Here is a 14,592-nt window from a genome sequence, read left to right on the forward strand (position 1 = left end):
GGCGATGACACCCGACTACTACCTGGTGCTGGCCGCGGTGCTGTTCACCATCGGCGCGGTCGGTGTGCTCATCCGGCGCAACGCGATCGTGCTGTTCATGTGCGTCGAGCTGATGCTCAACGCGGCCAACCTGACGCTGGTCACCTTCAGCCGGATCAACGGTGACCTCAACGGCCAGATCATGGCGTTCTTCGTGATGGTGGTGGCGGCGGCCGAGGTCGTGGTCGGGCTCGCCATCATCATGGCGATCTTCCGGACCCGGCGCTCCGCGAGCGTCGACGACGCCAACCTGCTGAAGTACTGAGGGGTCCTGCGGTGGGAACGATTCTGACGAACGCCCCGGCTGAGCCGGCGGGCACCGTCGCCTACGCGACGGCGGACGGGCTGCTGGGCAGCGTCTGGCTGCTGGTGGCGATCCCGCTGGTCAGCGCGGCGATCCTGCTGCTGCTCGGCCGGCGGGCCGACCGCTGGGGGCACTGGCTCGGGGTGGCCGCCATCGGCGCCGCGTTCGTGCTGGGCCTGACCTACTTCTTCCAGCTGCGCGGCCTGGAGAACAAGTCGGTCGAGCTGAGCCTCTGGGACTTCATCACGGTCGGCGACCTGCGGGTGGACTTCGGCCTGCTCTTCGACCCGCTGGCCGCCGTCTTCGTGCTGCTGATCACCGGGGTGGGTTTCCTGATCCACCTCTACGCGGTCGAGTACATGGCGCACGACGCGGGGCGCCGGCGGTTCTTCGGGTACTTCAACCTGTTCGTCGCCGCCATGCTCCTGCTGGTGCTCGGCAACAACTACGTGATGCTCTACTTCGGCTGGGAGGGCGTCGGTCTGGCGTCGTACCTGCTGATCTCCTTCTGGTACGAGCGGCCGAGCGCCGCCACGGCCGGCAAGAAGGCGTTCCTGATGAACCGGGTCGGCGACGCCGGCCTGGCGATCGGCATCTTCATCATGTTCGCCACCCTCGGCACCACCCAGTACGACGAGGTCTTCAACGGCGTCGGCTCGCTGACCGCGACCACGGTGCTGGTGCTCGGCCTGCTGCTGCTGCTCGGCGCGACCGGCAAGTCCGGCCAGTTCCCGCTCCAGGCGTGGCTGCCGGACGCGATGGAGGGCCCGACCCCGGTGTCGGCGCTCATCCACGCCGCCACCATGGTCACGGCGGGCGTCTATCTGATCGCCCGCTCCAACCCGATCTTCTCGGCCAACTCGACCCTCCAGCTCGTGGTGGTGAGCGTCGGCGCGCTGACCCTGCTGATCGGCTGCGTCATCGGCGCCGCCAAGGACGACATCAAGCGGGTGCTGGCCTGGTCGACGGTGAGCCAGATCGGCTACATGTTCGTCGGCGTCGGCCTCGGTGGGGGCGCGTACGCGCTGGCCATCATCCACCTGCTGGCGCACGGGTTCTTCAAGGCCAACATGTTCCTCGGCGCCGGTTCGGTCATGCACGGCATGAACGACCAGGTGGACATCCGCCGCTTCGGCGGGCTGTCGAAGCACATGAAGGTCACCTGGCTGACGTTCATGATGGGCTGGCTCGCCATCATCGGCATCCCGCCGCTGTCCGGCTACTTCTCCAAGGAGCCGATCATCATGGCGGCGTTCGAGCGGGAGGACTGGACCGCCTGGCTCTTCGGCGGCGCGGCCCTGCTCGGCGCCGGACTGACCGCGTTCTACATGACCCGGCTCTTCGTGCTCACCTTCCACGGCCCGAAGCGCTGGACCGAGGACATCGAGCACCCGCACGAGTCGCCGAAGCTGATGACGATCCCGCTGATCCTGCTGGCGATCGGCTCGGTCGGGGCGGGCTACCTGCTCTCCACGTCGGTGCCGGACTGGCTCACCGCCACCGCAGGGCTGGGCGGCCCGGAGGCGGAGCACCACGCGGTCCTCTCCCACGCCGTGGTCACGATCCTGTCGATCCTGGTCACCGTGCTCGGCGCGGGCCTGGCCTGGTTCCTGTTCCGGGGCGGCACGGCCACCGCGCCGCAGCCGGCCGGGGTGCTGGTCACCGCCGCGCGGAAGAACCTCTACACCGACGCGTTCAACGAGGCGGTCTTCGAGAAGCCGGGCATCTTCCTCACCCGGGCGCTCGTCTACCTCGACAACCGGGGCGTGGACGGGCTGGTCAACGGCCTCGCCGCGGGTGTCGGCGGCGGCTCGGGCCGGCTCCGGCGGCTCCAGACCGGCTTCGTCCGGTCGTACGCCACCTCGATCCTGACCGGCGCGCTGCTGGTGGTGGCGGCGTTCCTGGCCGTCGAGGCGGGGTGGCTGGCGTGATCGACCTCTTCCAGGCGGCCGTCGTCGGCGGACCGCGCAGTGACGACGGAGGTAAGGCCGCATAATGTCCGACTTCCCGTTCCTCTCGGTGCTCACCGTGGCACCGCTGGTCGGTGCCCTGGTGGTGGCCTTCCTGCCGCGCAGCCGGCCGGAGCTGGCCAAGCAGGTGGCGCTCGGCTGGTCGCTGCTGGTGCTGGCGCTGTCGGTGGTCATGTGGGTGACCTTCCAGGTCGGTGGTGACCGCTTCCAGTTCCGCGAGTCGTACGCGTGGATCCCGAACTGGGGCGTCAACTTCACCTTCGCCGCCGACGGCATCGCGCTGGTCATGCTGATGCTGATCGCGGTGCTGGTGCCGCTGGTGATCCTGGCGTCCTGGCACGACGCCGAGTCGTCGAAGCGGTCGGTGCCGGTCTACTTCGCGCTGCTGCTCGTCCTCGAGTGCACGATGATCGGCGTCTTCGCCGCCGCCGACGTCTTCCTGTTCTACGTGTTCTTCGAGGTCATGCTGGTGCCGATGTACTTCCTCATCGGCAGCTACGGCGGCCACCAGCGGCAGTACGCGGCGGTGAAGTTCTTCCTCTACTCGCTGGTCGGCGGCCTGTTCATGCTCGCCGCGGTGATCGGCCTCTGGGTGGTCGGCGGGAAGACCTTCGACTGGCAGGCGCTGTCCCAGGTGGACATCTCCACCGGCACCGAGCGGTGGCTGTTCCTCGGCTTCTTCCTCGCGTTCGCGATCAAGGCGCCGTTCTTCCCGTTCCACACCTGGCTGCCGGACGCCGGTGGCGCGGCCCCGGCCGGTGCGGCGGCGCTGCTCGTCGGCGTGCTCGACAAGGTGGGCACCTTCGGCATCCTGCGCTACTGCCTGCCGCTGTTCCCGGACGCGGCCAAGTGGTTCGCCCCGTGGGCGCTGGCGCTGGGCGTGATCGGCATCATCTACGCCGCGCTGCTCGCGGTCGGCCAGAACGACCTCAAGCGGCTGGTGTCGTACACGTCGATCGCGCACTTCGGCTTCATCGGGGTGGGCATCTTCGCCTTCACCACCCAGGCGGGCACCGGCGCGGTGCTCTACATGGTCAACCACGGGCTCGCCACCGGCCTGCTCTTCCTGGTGGTGGGCATGCTCATCGCCCGGCGCGGCTCGGCGCTGATCAGCGACTTCGGCGGCGCCGGCAAGCTGGTGCCGATCCTGGCCGGGGTGCTCTTCTTCGCCGGCCTGGCCTCGCTCGCGCTGCCCGGCACCGCGCCGTTCGTCTCCGAGTTCCTGGTGCTGATCGGCACGTTCACGGTGAACAAGCCGGTCGCGGTGATCGCGACGCTCGGCATCATCCTGGCCGCCGCGTACGTGCTGTGGATGGTGCAGCGCACCACGCAGGGCACGCTCAATCCGGCGCTGACCGAGGTCGACGGCATGCGGCGTGACCTCAACCTGCGCGAGAAGTTCGTGGTCGCCCCGCTGATCGCGCTGATCGTGCTGCTCGGCTTCTACCCGAAGCCGGTGACCGACGTGATCAACCCTGCCGTGCAGGCGACCATGCAGGACATCGGCAGCACCGACCCCGCCCCGACCTCGGGCGGCACCGTCCAGGAGGCATCGCGGTGAGCGCGAGGAGTGAGCTCGCGAGCCCCGCAGTCGCGAACGAAAGGCGGCTCAAGAAGTGAATGAGCTGAAACTGCCGTCGATCGACTACGCGGCGCTCGCGCCGACCCTGATCATGCTGGGCGCCGCGCTGTTCGGCGTGCTGGTCGAGGCGTTCGTGCCCCGCCGGCTCCGGCACGTGGTGCAGCTGTCGCTGGCCCTGCTGGCGGTGCTCGCCGCGCTGACCATGGTGGTGCTGGCGGCGGACGAGCGATCCATCACCATCGGCGGGGCGATCGCGGTGGACGGGCCGACGCTCTTCCTCCAGGGCGCGATCCTGGTCCTCGCCGCGATGGCGCTGCTGCTCATCGGCGAGCGCTCGGTGGAGCGGGGCGGGGCGTTCGTCGCCCAGGCCGCGGTCACCGCCGAGTCCGCCGACGACCGGCGGCAGGCCGAGGGCAAGAACGGCCTCACCGAGGTGTACCCGCTGACCACGTTCGCGATCGGCGGCATGCTGATCTTCGTGGCGGCGAACGACCTGCTGACCATGTTCATCGCGCTCGAGGTCTTCTCGCTGCCGCTGTACCTGCTCTGCGCGCTGGCCCGTCGCCGGCGGCTGCTGAGCCAGGAGGCCGCGCTGAAGTACTTCATGCTCGGCGCGTACGCCTCGGCCTTCTTCCTGTTCGGCGTGGCCCTGGTGTACGGCTTCACCGCGGGCGTCCCGGGCCGGCCGGCGGGCGTCGACTTCGCCACCGTCCACGCGGCCGTGGCGGACTCCCCGGCCAGCCCGGTGCTGCTCTTCGCCGGCATGGCGCTGCTCGCCATCGGCCTGCTCTTCAAGGCGGCGGCCGCCCCGTTCCACGTCTGGACGCCGGACGTCTACCAGGGCGCGCCGACCCCGGTCACCGGCTTCATGGCCGCCTGCACCAAGGTCGCCGCGTTCGGCGCCCTGCTGCGGGTGTTCCACGTCGCCTTCGACGGGGCCCGGTGGGACTTCACGCCGGTCCTCGGCGCGGTGGCGGTGCTGACGATGCTGGTCGGCGCGGTGCTGGCGGTCACCCAGACCGACATCAAGCGGCTGCTGGCCTACTCCTCGATCGCCAACGCCGGCTACCTGCTGGTGGGCGTGCTGGCGCCGAGCGCCGACGGGGTCTCCGGGACGATGTTCTACCTGGTCGCGTACGGCTTCTCGGTGCTCGCCGCGTTCGCCGTGGTGACCCTGGTGCGCGACGCCGACGGGGAGGCCACCCACCTGTCCCGTTGGGCCGGGCTGGGGCGGCGCTCGCCGTTCTACGCCGGGGTCTTCACCTTCATCCTGCTCGCCTTCGCCGGCATCCCGCTGACCAGCGGCTTCACGAGCAAGTTCGCGATCTTCGGGCCGGCGCTCGAGGGCGGGCAGGCGTGGCTGGTGATCGCCGGTGTGCTGACCAGCATGGTGCTGGCGTTCCCGTACCTGCGGGTCGTGGTGATGATGTGGCTGTCCGAGCCGGGCGAGTCGACGCCGACCGTCGCCGTGCCGGGCGGGCTGACCTCGGCCGCGCTGATGATCGGCGTGGTCGCCACCCTGGTCCTCGGCGTCGCCCCGGCGCCGCTGCTCGACCTGGCCACCGGCGCCGCCGAATTTGTCAGATGACCGACGCTCGCGCCCGCGGGGGCCGGTACGCCACGGCGTGCCGGCCCCCGCGCCGTATCCCCCGTCCCGGGCAGGTCGGAGGGGTGTGGCATGGTTGAAGGCGTGGTGAATCCGGCTGGCGAGCGTTCAAGTGCCACCGGGTCCGGCGGCCGTCGGACCAGGGTGAGCACGAGTCAGTTCGGCGCGCTCGGCCTCTATCTCGCCGATCCTCGCGTCGAGGCGTCCGTGCTGGGCCTGCTGGAGGGCGTCGAGGTCGAATTGCGGGCCAGTGTGGCCAGTGCCGACCCGTTCGTCACCGAGGCCGCCCGGCACCTCGTGGAGGCCGGCGGCAAGCGGTTCCGCCCGCTGCTGGTGGCGCTGGGCGCGCAGTTCGGCGACCCGACCAGCCCGCAGGTCGTGCCGGCCGCGGTGGTGATGGAGCTCACCCACCTGGCGACGCTCTACCACGACGACGTGATGGACGAGGCCGCCGTGCGCCGGGGGGCGCCCAGCGCCAACTCCCGGTGGACCAACTCGGTCGCCATCCTCGTCGGCGACTACCTCTTCGCCCGCGCCGCCGACATCGCGGCCGACCTGGGCATCGAGGCCGTACGCCTCCAGGCGCGCACCTTCGCCCGGCTGGTGCACGGCCAGATCGCCGAGACGGTCGGCCCCCGCCCCGGCGACGATCCGGTGGCCCACTACCTCGACGTGATCGCCGGGAAGACCGGCTCGCTGATCGCCACCTCCGCCCGCTTCGGCGGCATGTTCGGCGGCGCCGCCCCGGAGCACATCGAGGCCCTGGCCGGCTACGGCGAGACCATCGGCGTGGCCTTCCAGCTCTCCGACGACCTGCTCGACATCGCCTCCGAGTCGGTGGAGTCGGGCAAGACGCCCGGCACCGACCTGCGCGAGGGCGTGCCGACCCTACCGGTGCTCTACGCCCTCGGCTCGGACGACGCCGACGCCGCCTCGGTGCGGCTGCGGGAGATCCTGGCCACCGGCCCGCTGACCGACGACGAGCTGCACACCGAGGCGCTCGGCCTGCTCCGCGAGAGCCCGGCGCTCAAGCGGGCCCGGGAGACCGTCCGCAGCTACGCCGAGGAGGCCCGGGAGCAGCTCGCGCCGCTCCCCGAGGGCCCGGCCCGCCGCGCCCTGGAATCCCTCTGCGACTACATCGCCGACCGCACGAGCTGACCCGACCCGGCCGCCCGCCGCGGGGGCGGCCCGGGGCGGCCGGTCACCCGCGCTCGTGGAACCGGGCCTGGGATTCCCGCATGGCGGACGGTCCCATCGGCGTGGCACCGACAGGATCGGCCCGGCCGCTCAACGCCGAGTGAGCAGCCGGCTGCCGGTGAGCATCAGGGCGGCGGCGGCCAGCATGGCCGCCCCGGCGGTGAGCCACATCGCGGGGTAGCCGGCGTGGGCGGCCGTCGCGCCGAGGCCCAGCGGGCCGAGGCAGCCGCCCGCGTACACCCCGGTCTGGGTGATCGAGGTGGCGGCGGCCGGGGCCTGCGGGTGCAGCCGGACCACCGCGAACGTCATCAGCCCCGGCCACGCCCAGCCCAGGCCGAAGCCGAGCACCACGCCGAGGAGCAGCGGCGCCGGGCCGGCGACGGCGAGGAGGCCCAGCCCGGCCGCGCCGACCACGAGCATGCCCGCGATGACGGCCACGTGCCCGGTGGGGCGCCGGTCCGCCAGCCAGCCCGCGCAGACCCGCGCGGCGACGCAGACCGCGCTGCCGAGGGTCAGGGTCAGCCCGGCCAGTCCGGGGGTCAGCCCCCGGTCGACGGCGGAGTCCACCACGAAGGTGCCCAGCGCGTTCGCGGCCGCCGCGGCGAGCATCGCGGCGACCCCGACCACCAGCAGGGCCGCCGTGGGGCGGCCGGCGCGGGCGGGTGCCGCCGTCCGGCCCGGGCGGGGCTCCCGCGCGGGTACGGCGGGCAGCGCCGCCAGGGCCGCCCCGGCGCCCGCCACGAACGCCCACCGCCAGCCGGCCGTCACCGCGACCGTCGGCACCGCCGCGCCCGCCAGCAGGGTGGAGACGGGGATGGCGGCCTGCTTCACCCCGAACGACAGCCCCTGCCGCCGCGCCGGCACGTGCCGGGCCAGCGCGGCGTTGCTGGCGAGCTGGCCGAGGGCGTTGGCGGCGGCGCTGAGCGCCAGCAGCCCGACCAGCACGGCGTACGACCGGGCGAGGGCGGCGACGGCGAGCATCGCCCCGGCGGAGAGCAGGATGGCGCTGCGGGCCACCACGGCCGGTCCGTACCGCTCCACGAGCCGCCCGGACGGCACCGACGCCAGCGCGCCGACCCCGAAGTAGAGGGAGACGGCGAGGCCGAGCCCGGCGGGGGAGAAGCCGAGGTCGTCGCCCATCTGCACGGCGAGCCCGCCGACCAGGAAGACCGGCAGGACGGAGGCGATGGTGACGGCGACGGCGCCGGCGGCGGCCCGGGCGGGGCGGGGCGACGCGACGTCCGGGGCGGGGTGGAGCGCGGTGCGGGTCATGGTGCGGCAAACCTACGCGAGGCCGCTTCAGGTCACGCACCGTGCCGGTGGCGGCACGCGCTGTCCGTGACGATCTGGCATCCTCCACCCGAACAGGCATTTCGCACCGGGCCTGTATTTCATATGGTGTAAGTCCCCGGCGGCGGAGGTGGTTGTGCGCGACCCCTTGGCGGAACCTTCGGATCTCATCCGGAGCGTGTCCCGCGCGCTACGAGTGCTCGAGTCGGTCGGTCGCGCCCCGAAGGGCCTGACCGTCAAGCAGATCGCCCGGCGGTGTGAGCTGACCGTGGCGACGACCTACCATCTCGTCCGCACCCTGGCCTACGAGGGCTACGTGATCCGGCGCGAGGACGGCACGTACATCGTGGGCCTGGAGGTGGCCGACCGTTACCGGGAGCTGGTGACGGCGTTCCGGGGTCCGCCGGCGGTCGGCGAGAGCCTGCGCCGGGCCGCCGTCGACACGGGCTACAGCCACTTCCTGGGTCGGTTCGTGGGCGGCCAGGTGGCCGTGACGGCCGTCGCCGAGGGGCCCCGCTCGCCCTACCTGGAGGACCTGGTGCCCGGGTTCGACGAGGGGGCGCACGCCACCGCCATGGGCAAGGCCCTGCTCGCGACGCTGACCGCCGAGCAGCGCTTCCGCTACCTGCGCGAGTACGGCATGCGCCCGTTCACCTCCGCCACCCTGACCAGCGCCGAGGCGTTCGAGGTCGACCTGGCCGCCGGCGACCGGCGTGGCATGCAGTTGGAGCTGGGGCAGTTCCGGCAGGGGGTGGCGTGCGCCGCGGTGCTGGTCAGCCCCGACAAGGACATGGAGCGCCGGGTGGTGCTGGCCTGCGCCCTGCCGGCCGGCGAGATGATGACCTCCGCCCGGGTGGTCCGGGCGAAGCTGCTCACCGCCGCCCGGGCCATCGCCGACGGCCTGGCGGCGGAGGGCTGACCCGACCGCCCGGCTCCGCCGCCCCGGCGGCGGCGGGACGGCTGGCGCCGGCCCCACGGACGGCGGCGGCTCGCCCCTTCGGCCGAGAGCCGAGCGGGCGTCGTGGTGCGCACACTCCGGGGGCCGTGCCCGGAAACGGCCGAGGGCCCTCACCCCGGCTGGGAGAGGGCCCTCGGTGGCGGTCCAGCGCCGGACCGCCCGGAGGGGGTCAGCTGCCGACCGGCCCGCCGTCGATACGCCAGGTCACCACCACGCCGGGCTTGGCGTAGTCGCCGTCCGGCCAGTTCGAGGCCGGCTTCTCGACCGACGCGCCGCTGATCTCACCCGGGTGCTGCACGGCCACGAAGACCGAGCGGTTGTCCCCGGTGATGAACGGGCCGCAGGCCTCCGCGCCGACCGGCACGGTCAGGAACTGCTTGAGGTGGCCCCGCTCCGGCCCCTCGATCGCGGTCGCGAAGAGGCCGTCGTTGCTGCCCAGCGCGTTGCCGTCGGTGGAGATCCAGAGGTTCCCGGTGGCGTCGAAGGCCACGTTGTCCGGGCAGGAGATCGGGGAGACGGCCGCCTTGTCGTACCCGCCGAAGTACGTCGACGGGTCGGCCGGGTCGCCGCAGACGATCGGCAGCGACCAGGCGAACGTCTCGGCGGAGTTCTCGCCGCGGTCCTCGACCAGCTCCAGCACCTGGCCGTGCTTGTTCAGGTTGCGCGGGTTGGCCTCGTCGGCGGCCGGCTTGCCGGCCTTGCCCCGGTCGGTGTTGTTGGTCAGCGCCACGTACACCTTGCCGGTGAGCAGGCTCGGCTCGACGTCCTCCGGGCGGTCCATCTTGGTCGCGCCGACCTTGTCGCCGGCGAGCCGGGTGAAGGTCAGCACGTCGGCGGCGGTCATCCCGTCGACGTACGAGCGGTTGCCGCTGACCAGCTTGATCCAGCGGCCCCGGCCGTTGAACGCGCCGTCGGCGGGGAGCTTGCCGGAACCGTCGATCTCGGCGGCGCTGGTCTGCTCCAGCTGGGCGACGTAGAGGGTGCCCGACTCCAGCAGGGTCAGGTTGTGCTTGCGGGCGACCCAGGAGTTGCCCTTCATGAACTTCTTGTCGGAGACGAACTTGTAGAGGTAGTCGAACCGCTCGTCGTCACCCATGTACGCGACCACGTGCCCGCTCTTCGCGACGATGACGTTCGCGCCCTCGTGCTTGAACCGGCCCAGCGCGGTGTGCTTGCGCGGGCGGCTCTCCGGGTCGAACGGGTCGATCTCCACGATCCAGCCGTGCCGGTTGGCCTCGTTCGGGTGCTTCGCCAGGTCGAACCGCTCGTCGGCGCGCTCCCACTTGCGGCTGCCGCTCGGGTAGCGGCTCGTGGTGGTGATGCCGTAGCGGGCCAGCTTCGGCTTGTCCGCCTCCGGCGCGCCGTCGCCGCCGACGAAGTACTGGTTGAAGTTCTCCTCGCCGGAGAGCACGGTGCCCCACGGGGTGACCCCGCCGGCGCAGTTGTTGAGGGTGCCGATGACCGTGCGACCCTTCGGGTCGGCGGCGGTGCGCAGGTGGGCCGAGCCGGCGGCCGGCCCGGTCAGCTCGAACTTCGTGGCCAGCGCCGTGATCCGCCGGTTGTACGGCAGTCGGCCCTTGGTGACCGGCCGCCACTGCCCGGTGCCCTCGACCCGCTCCAGCTCCACCACGGACAGGCCGTGCGCGGCCATCGCGATCCGGAGCTGCTCGACGCTCAGCGCGTCCTGGCTCGTGAAGCCGGGGAACATCAGGTCCTCGTTGGTGTACTCGTGGTTGACCACGAGCAGCGCCCGCTTGCCCTGGCCGTCCAGCGGCAGCACCCCGACGAAGTCGTTGTTGTAGCCGAACTGCTTGGCCTGCGCGGCGGCGGTCTGGCCGTGCAGGTCGAACTCGGGCGCCCCCGGGACGACCGGGTCGCCCCAGCGGATGACGACCGCGTGGTCGTACCCGTTGGGGACGACCAGGGTGTCCAGGGTGTTCGGCGGGACCGGCTTGAAGGTCAGCGCGCCGTTGCCGACGCCGCCGGAGGGGCGGCCGAAGCCGGCGGTCCCGGGCACGACGGGGGCGGCGGGGGCGGCCGCGGCGGGGGCGGCGCCGGCCAGCGCGCCGGCCGCCGCGCCGCCGAAGCCGAGGACCAGCGCGCCGACGGCGCCGGCCCGGACCACGCCGCGTCGGGAGACCTTTGCGTCCACCACGTCGCCGAAGTACGCGTTGTCGGAGGTGTTCGGCACGGGGTGGTCGCAGGCGTTGCCGCACCGGTACAGACAGGTCATGGCGTCACGGCTGCCGTGGCGGGTGGCGCCCAGCAACGGCAGCAGCCGGGGACGGTCGCTCATGTGAGGAGCCTCCTGGAGGGGTCGGTGCACGCCGGACAGCCGCTGGCGTGCGTACCCGCCGGACGCTAGGAGGACGCGGTGAGCGACCGTCGGCGGCGGCGTGAACCGGGCGTGAACACCTCGGCCGGGACTGCCGCGATGACCTGCGGCTGAACCGATCGGGGCGACGGCGCGTATCTTCGTGCGACGCCACCGCCGGACTCGCGCCCGAGAGCGAGGAGAGCCATCAGCGACCACGACGCCCAACTGCTCCGCGCGCTGCACGACGAGCACGCGGAGGCGCTGCACGCGCACGCCCTGCGCCTCGTCAACGGTGACCGGCAGCGGGCCGAGGACCTGGTGCAGGAGACGCTGCTGCGCGCCTGGCGGCACCCGGAGTCGCTCGACCCCAAGCGCGGCTCGGTCCGGGCCTGGCTCTTCACGACCGCCCGCAACCTCGCCATCGACGCCTGGCGGCGCCGCTCCACCCGGGTCGGCGAGGTCTTCACCGACGAGCTGCCCGAGCCCCCGGAGACGGTCGACGAGGCGGAACGCGCCGTGGAGGCGTGGACCGTGGCCGAGGCGTTGAACCGGCTCAGCCCCACCCACCGCGAGGTGCTGGTGGAGTGCTTCTACCAGGGGCGGTCGGTGGCGGAGGCGGCCTCCCGGCTGGGCGTGCCGCCGGGCACCGTGAAGTCCCGTACGCACTACGCCCTGCGCTCACTACGGTTGGTCCTGGCCGAGATGGGGGTGACCGAATGACCCGGTGCGAGTTCGCGCACGACGACGGCGCGTACGTGCTGGGTGCGCTGGCCCCCGCCGAGCGGGCGGCCTACGAGCGGCACCTCGCCGGCTGCGCCGAGTGCCGCCAGGCGGTGGCCGAGATCGCCGTCCTGCCCGGCCTGCTGGGCCGGCTCGACCCGGCCGGGCTGGAGCAGGTCCTGCCGCCGCCGGAGAGCCCCCGGGTCCCCGAGCTGCTCACCGCCGCGCGCGAGCGCCGGCGCCGCGAGCGGTCGGCCGCCCGCCGCCGGTACGCCCTCACCGCTCTCGCCGCCGCCGCGCTGGCCCTGGTCGTCGGCGTGGGCACCGCCGCCGTGCTGCCCCGCGAGGCGACCGTCCCGCCGCCCGGCGACGTGCGGATGGTCACCATGGAGCCGGTGGCCGGCACCGCGCCGGTGCACGCCGAGATCGCCCTGACCAGCACCGACTGGGGCACCGAGGTGCGGATGCGCTGCGGGTACGTCGCCAAGACGGGCTACGCCAAGGCGTACACCTTCCGGCTGGTGGCGTACGGCCCGGACGGCGCGACGGAGCAGATCGGATCCTGGCTCGCCGGCCCCGGCGACGAGTTGCGGATCACCGGCGCGACCCGGTTCACCGACGCGGAGCTGGCCCGGCTGGAGCTGCTCCGCGCCGACGGCACCGCCGTCCTCGCCTACGACGTCCGCTGATCCGCCGGGGTCAGTGGGTCGCGGCGACCGTCTCGGCGCGGCGCGCGGCGCGGGTGCGGCGGGATTGGCGCAGGGCGTCGACGGTGAAGACGATCAGCGCGGCCCACACCAGGGCGAAGCCGGCCAGCCGGGCCGGCGGCATCGGCTCGTGGAAGATCAGCACCCCGCAGCCGAGCTGAAGGATCGGGGCGAGGTACTGGAGCATGCCGAGACCGGTGAACGGGAGCCGGTTCGCCGCCCCGGCGAAGAGCAGCAGCGGGATCGCGGTCGCCGCGCCGGCCGACACCAGCAGCGCGGTGTGCCCGACCGAGACGTGCCCGAAGGTGGCGTCGCCGCTGGCGGTGAGCCAGCCCAGGTACGCCAGCGCGGGCAGCGCCAGCACCGCCGACTCGACGAAGAGCCCCTCCGCGGCGGGCAGCCCGAGCCGCTTCTTGACCAGGCCGTAGCCGGCGAAGCTGAGCGCCAGGACCAGCGCCAGGTAGGGCAGCCGGCCGTAGTCGACCGTCAGCACCGCCACGGCCAGCCCGCCGATGCCGAGCGCCGCCCACTGCGCGGGGCGCAGCCGCTCGCGCAGCACGGTGACGCCCAGCAGCACCACCACCAGCGGGTTGATGAAGTAGCCGAGGGCGGTCTCCACCACCCGCTCGGAGCTGACGCCGTAGATGTAGGCACCCCAGTTCACCGCGATCAGCGCGGCGGCCGCGCCGATGCCGGCCAGCGCGCGGGGCCGGCGCACCAGTGCCCGCAGGAACCCGACGTTGCGCATCGCGGCCAGCAGCAGAGCGACGAACGCCACCGACCAGACGACGCGGTGGGCCAGGATCTCCAGCGGCCCGGCCGGTTGCAGCAGCTTGAAGTAGAGCGGGAAGAATCCCCAGAGCAGGTACGCGCCGAAGCCGTAGAGATAGCCGAGGCGGAGTGGCGTCACGCCTCCACAGTAAGGGGCGGACGGACCCCGGGATCCTTGCCGGTGACCGGGCTCACCGGCTGGTCCCGCTGGTCGAGCTGCATCCAGCGGTGCGGATCGGTGATCGTCGCGAAGCCCACCTTCGCGTACACCTCGTGGGCGTCGAAGGTGGCCAGCAGGATCCGGCGTACGCCCAGGCCGGCGAGGTGGTCGCGGACCGCGCCGGCCAGCCAGGTGCCCAGCCCCCGGCCGCGCTCGCCCGGGTCGACGTAGACGTCGCAGAGCCAGGCGAAGGTGGCCCCGTCGGTGACCGCCCGGGCGACTGCCACCTGCCGCCCGTCGCCGGGACGGTAGATGCCGAACGCCACCGACCCGGCGAACGCCCGCGCCACCGTCTCCCGGTCCCGCCCGATCGCCCAGTACGCGTCGGTGGAGAGCCAGTGGTGCACGCGGTCCAGGTCGATCCGGTCCGGGTCGGTGCTGAGCAGGTAGCCGTCGTGGCGGGTCAGGGTGGTCACCTGGTGACACTAGCCCGGTCACCCGAGCCGCTGACCAGCCACTTCCCGGAATCTGGTCGGCCGCCCGGCGGCGGGGCGGCTCAGTCCCGGTCGAGGACGGCGCCGAGGACCCAGGTGACGACCCCGACGAGGAGCGCGCCGAGCACCGCCTCCGGCCAGAAGCTGTCGACGTGGAAGGGCAGCCCGGCCTGGTCGGCGATCCAGCTCGTGAGCAGGAACAGCAGCCCGTTGACGACCAGCGCGATCAGCCCGAGGGTCAGCAGGTAGAAACCGCAGCCGACGGTCTTGATGACGGGCTGGAGCACCGCGTTGACCACGCCGAAGATCGCCGCGACGAGGACGAGGGTGGTGACCGTCTCGGTGACGGACTCCGAGTCCAGCGTGATGCCCGGGATGAGCAGCGTGGCCAGCCAGAAGGCCAGTGCCGTGCTGGCCAGCCGGATCAGCAGCCCCTTGAGGAAACCCATGGCGGGGATCGTGCCACGGACGCGCCAC

At 72.7% G+C, this 14,592-nt stretch carries 13 protein-coding genes; 8 read left to right on the plus strand and 5 right to left on the minus strand.

Annotated elements, in window-relative coordinates:
- Positions 1-4: 4 nt before the first annotated feature.
- The 5 genes from nuoK (at position 5) to ACFY23_RS02765 (ending at position 6,659) form a co-directional block, all read left to right on the plus strand.
- A complete protein-coding gene (gene nuoK / locus ACFY23_RS02745; RefSeq protein ID WP_089002424.1) occupies positions 5-304 on the plus strand; it encodes an NADH-quinone oxidoreductase subunit NuoK in 300 nt (99 codons plus the stop codon).
- 11 nt (positions 305-315) lie between these two features.
- Positions 316-2,274: an NADH-quinone oxidoreductase subunit L gene (nuoL, locus tag ACFY23_RS02750; RefSeq protein WP_350684293.1), complete on the plus strand. Its 1,959-nt coding sequence runs from the start codon at positions 316-318 to the stop codon at positions 2,272-2,274.
- A 64-nt stretch (positions 2,275-2,338) separates the two neighbouring features.
- Complete coding sequence (locus ACFY23_RS02755; RefSeq protein ID WP_350684294.1) at positions 2,339-3,874, plus strand: NADH-quinone oxidoreductase subunit M; 1,536 nt, start codon at positions 2,339-2,341, stop codon at positions 3,872-3,874.
- 55 nt (positions 3,875-3,929) lie between these two features.
- Entirely contained in the window at positions 3,930-5,483 is a 1,554-nt protein-coding gene (gene nuoN, locus ACFY23_RS02760; protein ID WP_350684295.1) for an NADH-quinone oxidoreductase subunit NuoN, read from the plus strand.
- 90 nt (positions 5,484-5,573) lie between these two features.
- A complete protein-coding gene (locus tag ACFY23_RS02765; protein WP_350684296.1) occupies positions 5,574-6,659 on the plus strand; it encodes a polyprenyl synthetase family protein in 1,086 nt (361 codons plus the stop codon).
- Between the two features lie 129 nt (positions 6,660-6,788).
- On the opposite strand, the gene ACFY23_RS02770 is transcribed toward ACFY23_RS02765, so the two are convergent.
- Positions 6,789-7,970: an MFS transporter gene (locus ACFY23_RS02770; RefSeq protein WP_350684297.1), complete on the minus strand. Its 1,182-nt coding sequence runs from the start codon at positions 7,968-7,970 to the stop codon at positions 6,789-6,791.
- A 154-nt stretch (positions 7,971-8,124) separates the two neighbouring features.
- Between ACFY23_RS02770 and ACFY23_RS02775 the strand changes: the two genes are divergently transcribed.
- Positions 8,125-8,907, plus strand: coding sequence for an IclR family transcriptional regulator C-terminal domain-containing protein (locus ACFY23_RS02775; protein ID WP_350684298.1), 783 nt, complete (start codon positions 8,125-8,127; stop codon positions 8,905-8,907).
- Between the two features lie 208 nt (positions 8,908-9,115).
- On the opposite strand, the gene ACFY23_RS02780 is transcribed toward ACFY23_RS02775, so the two are convergent.
- Entirely contained in the window at positions 9,116-11,242 is a 2,127-nt protein-coding gene (locus ACFY23_RS02780; protein ID WP_350684299.1) for a PhoX family phosphatase, read from the minus strand.
- 246 nt (positions 11,243-11,488) lie between these two features.
- Between ACFY23_RS02780 and ACFY23_RS02785 the strand changes: the two genes are divergently transcribed.
- Complete coding sequence (locus ACFY23_RS02785; protein WP_350684307.1) at positions 11,489-11,983, plus strand: sigma-70 family RNA polymerase sigma factor; 495 nt, start codon at positions 11,489-11,491, stop codon at positions 11,981-11,983.
- Complete coding sequence (locus tag ACFY23_RS02790) at positions 11,980-12,672, plus strand: zf-HC2 domain-containing protein (protein ID WP_350684300.1); 693 nt, start codon at positions 11,980-11,982, stop codon at positions 12,670-12,672. The genes ACFY23_RS02785 and ACFY23_RS02790 overlap by 4 nt, the downstream gene beginning before the upstream one ends.
- Before the next feature lie 10 nt (positions 12,673-12,682).
- Here ACFY23_RS02790 and rarD read toward each other — a convergent pair whose 3' ends face one another.
- The 3 genes from rarD to ACFY23_RS02805 all read right to left on the minus strand — a co-directional run bounded on the left by rarD (position 12,683) and on the right by ACFY23_RS02805 (position 14,564).
- Positions 12,683-13,600 carry an EamA family transporter RarD gene (gene rarD, locus ACFY23_RS02795; protein WP_350684301.1) on the minus strand — a complete coding sequence of 306 codons (918 nt, stop codon included), beginning with the start codon at positions 13,598-13,600 and terminating at the stop codon, positions 12,683-12,685.
- Positions 13,597-14,097: a GNAT family N-acetyltransferase gene (locus ACFY23_RS02800; RefSeq protein ID WP_350684302.1), complete on the minus strand. Its 501-nt coding sequence runs from the start codon at positions 14,095-14,097 to the stop codon at positions 13,597-13,599. Before ACFY23_RS02800 ends, rarD begins: the two co-directional genes overlap by 4 nt.
- An 80-nt stretch (positions 14,098-14,177) precedes the next feature.
- Entirely contained in the window at positions 14,178-14,564 is a 387-nt protein-coding gene (locus tag ACFY23_RS02805; RefSeq protein ID WP_350684303.1) for a phage holin family protein, read from the minus strand.
- Positions 14,565-14,592: the final 28 nt, after the last annotated feature.

This window comes from Micromonospora sp. NPDC000121, from assembly GCF_042899165.1.
Classification (GTDB): Bacteria; Actinomycetota; Actinomycetes; order Mycobacteriales; family Micromonosporaceae; genus Micromonospora.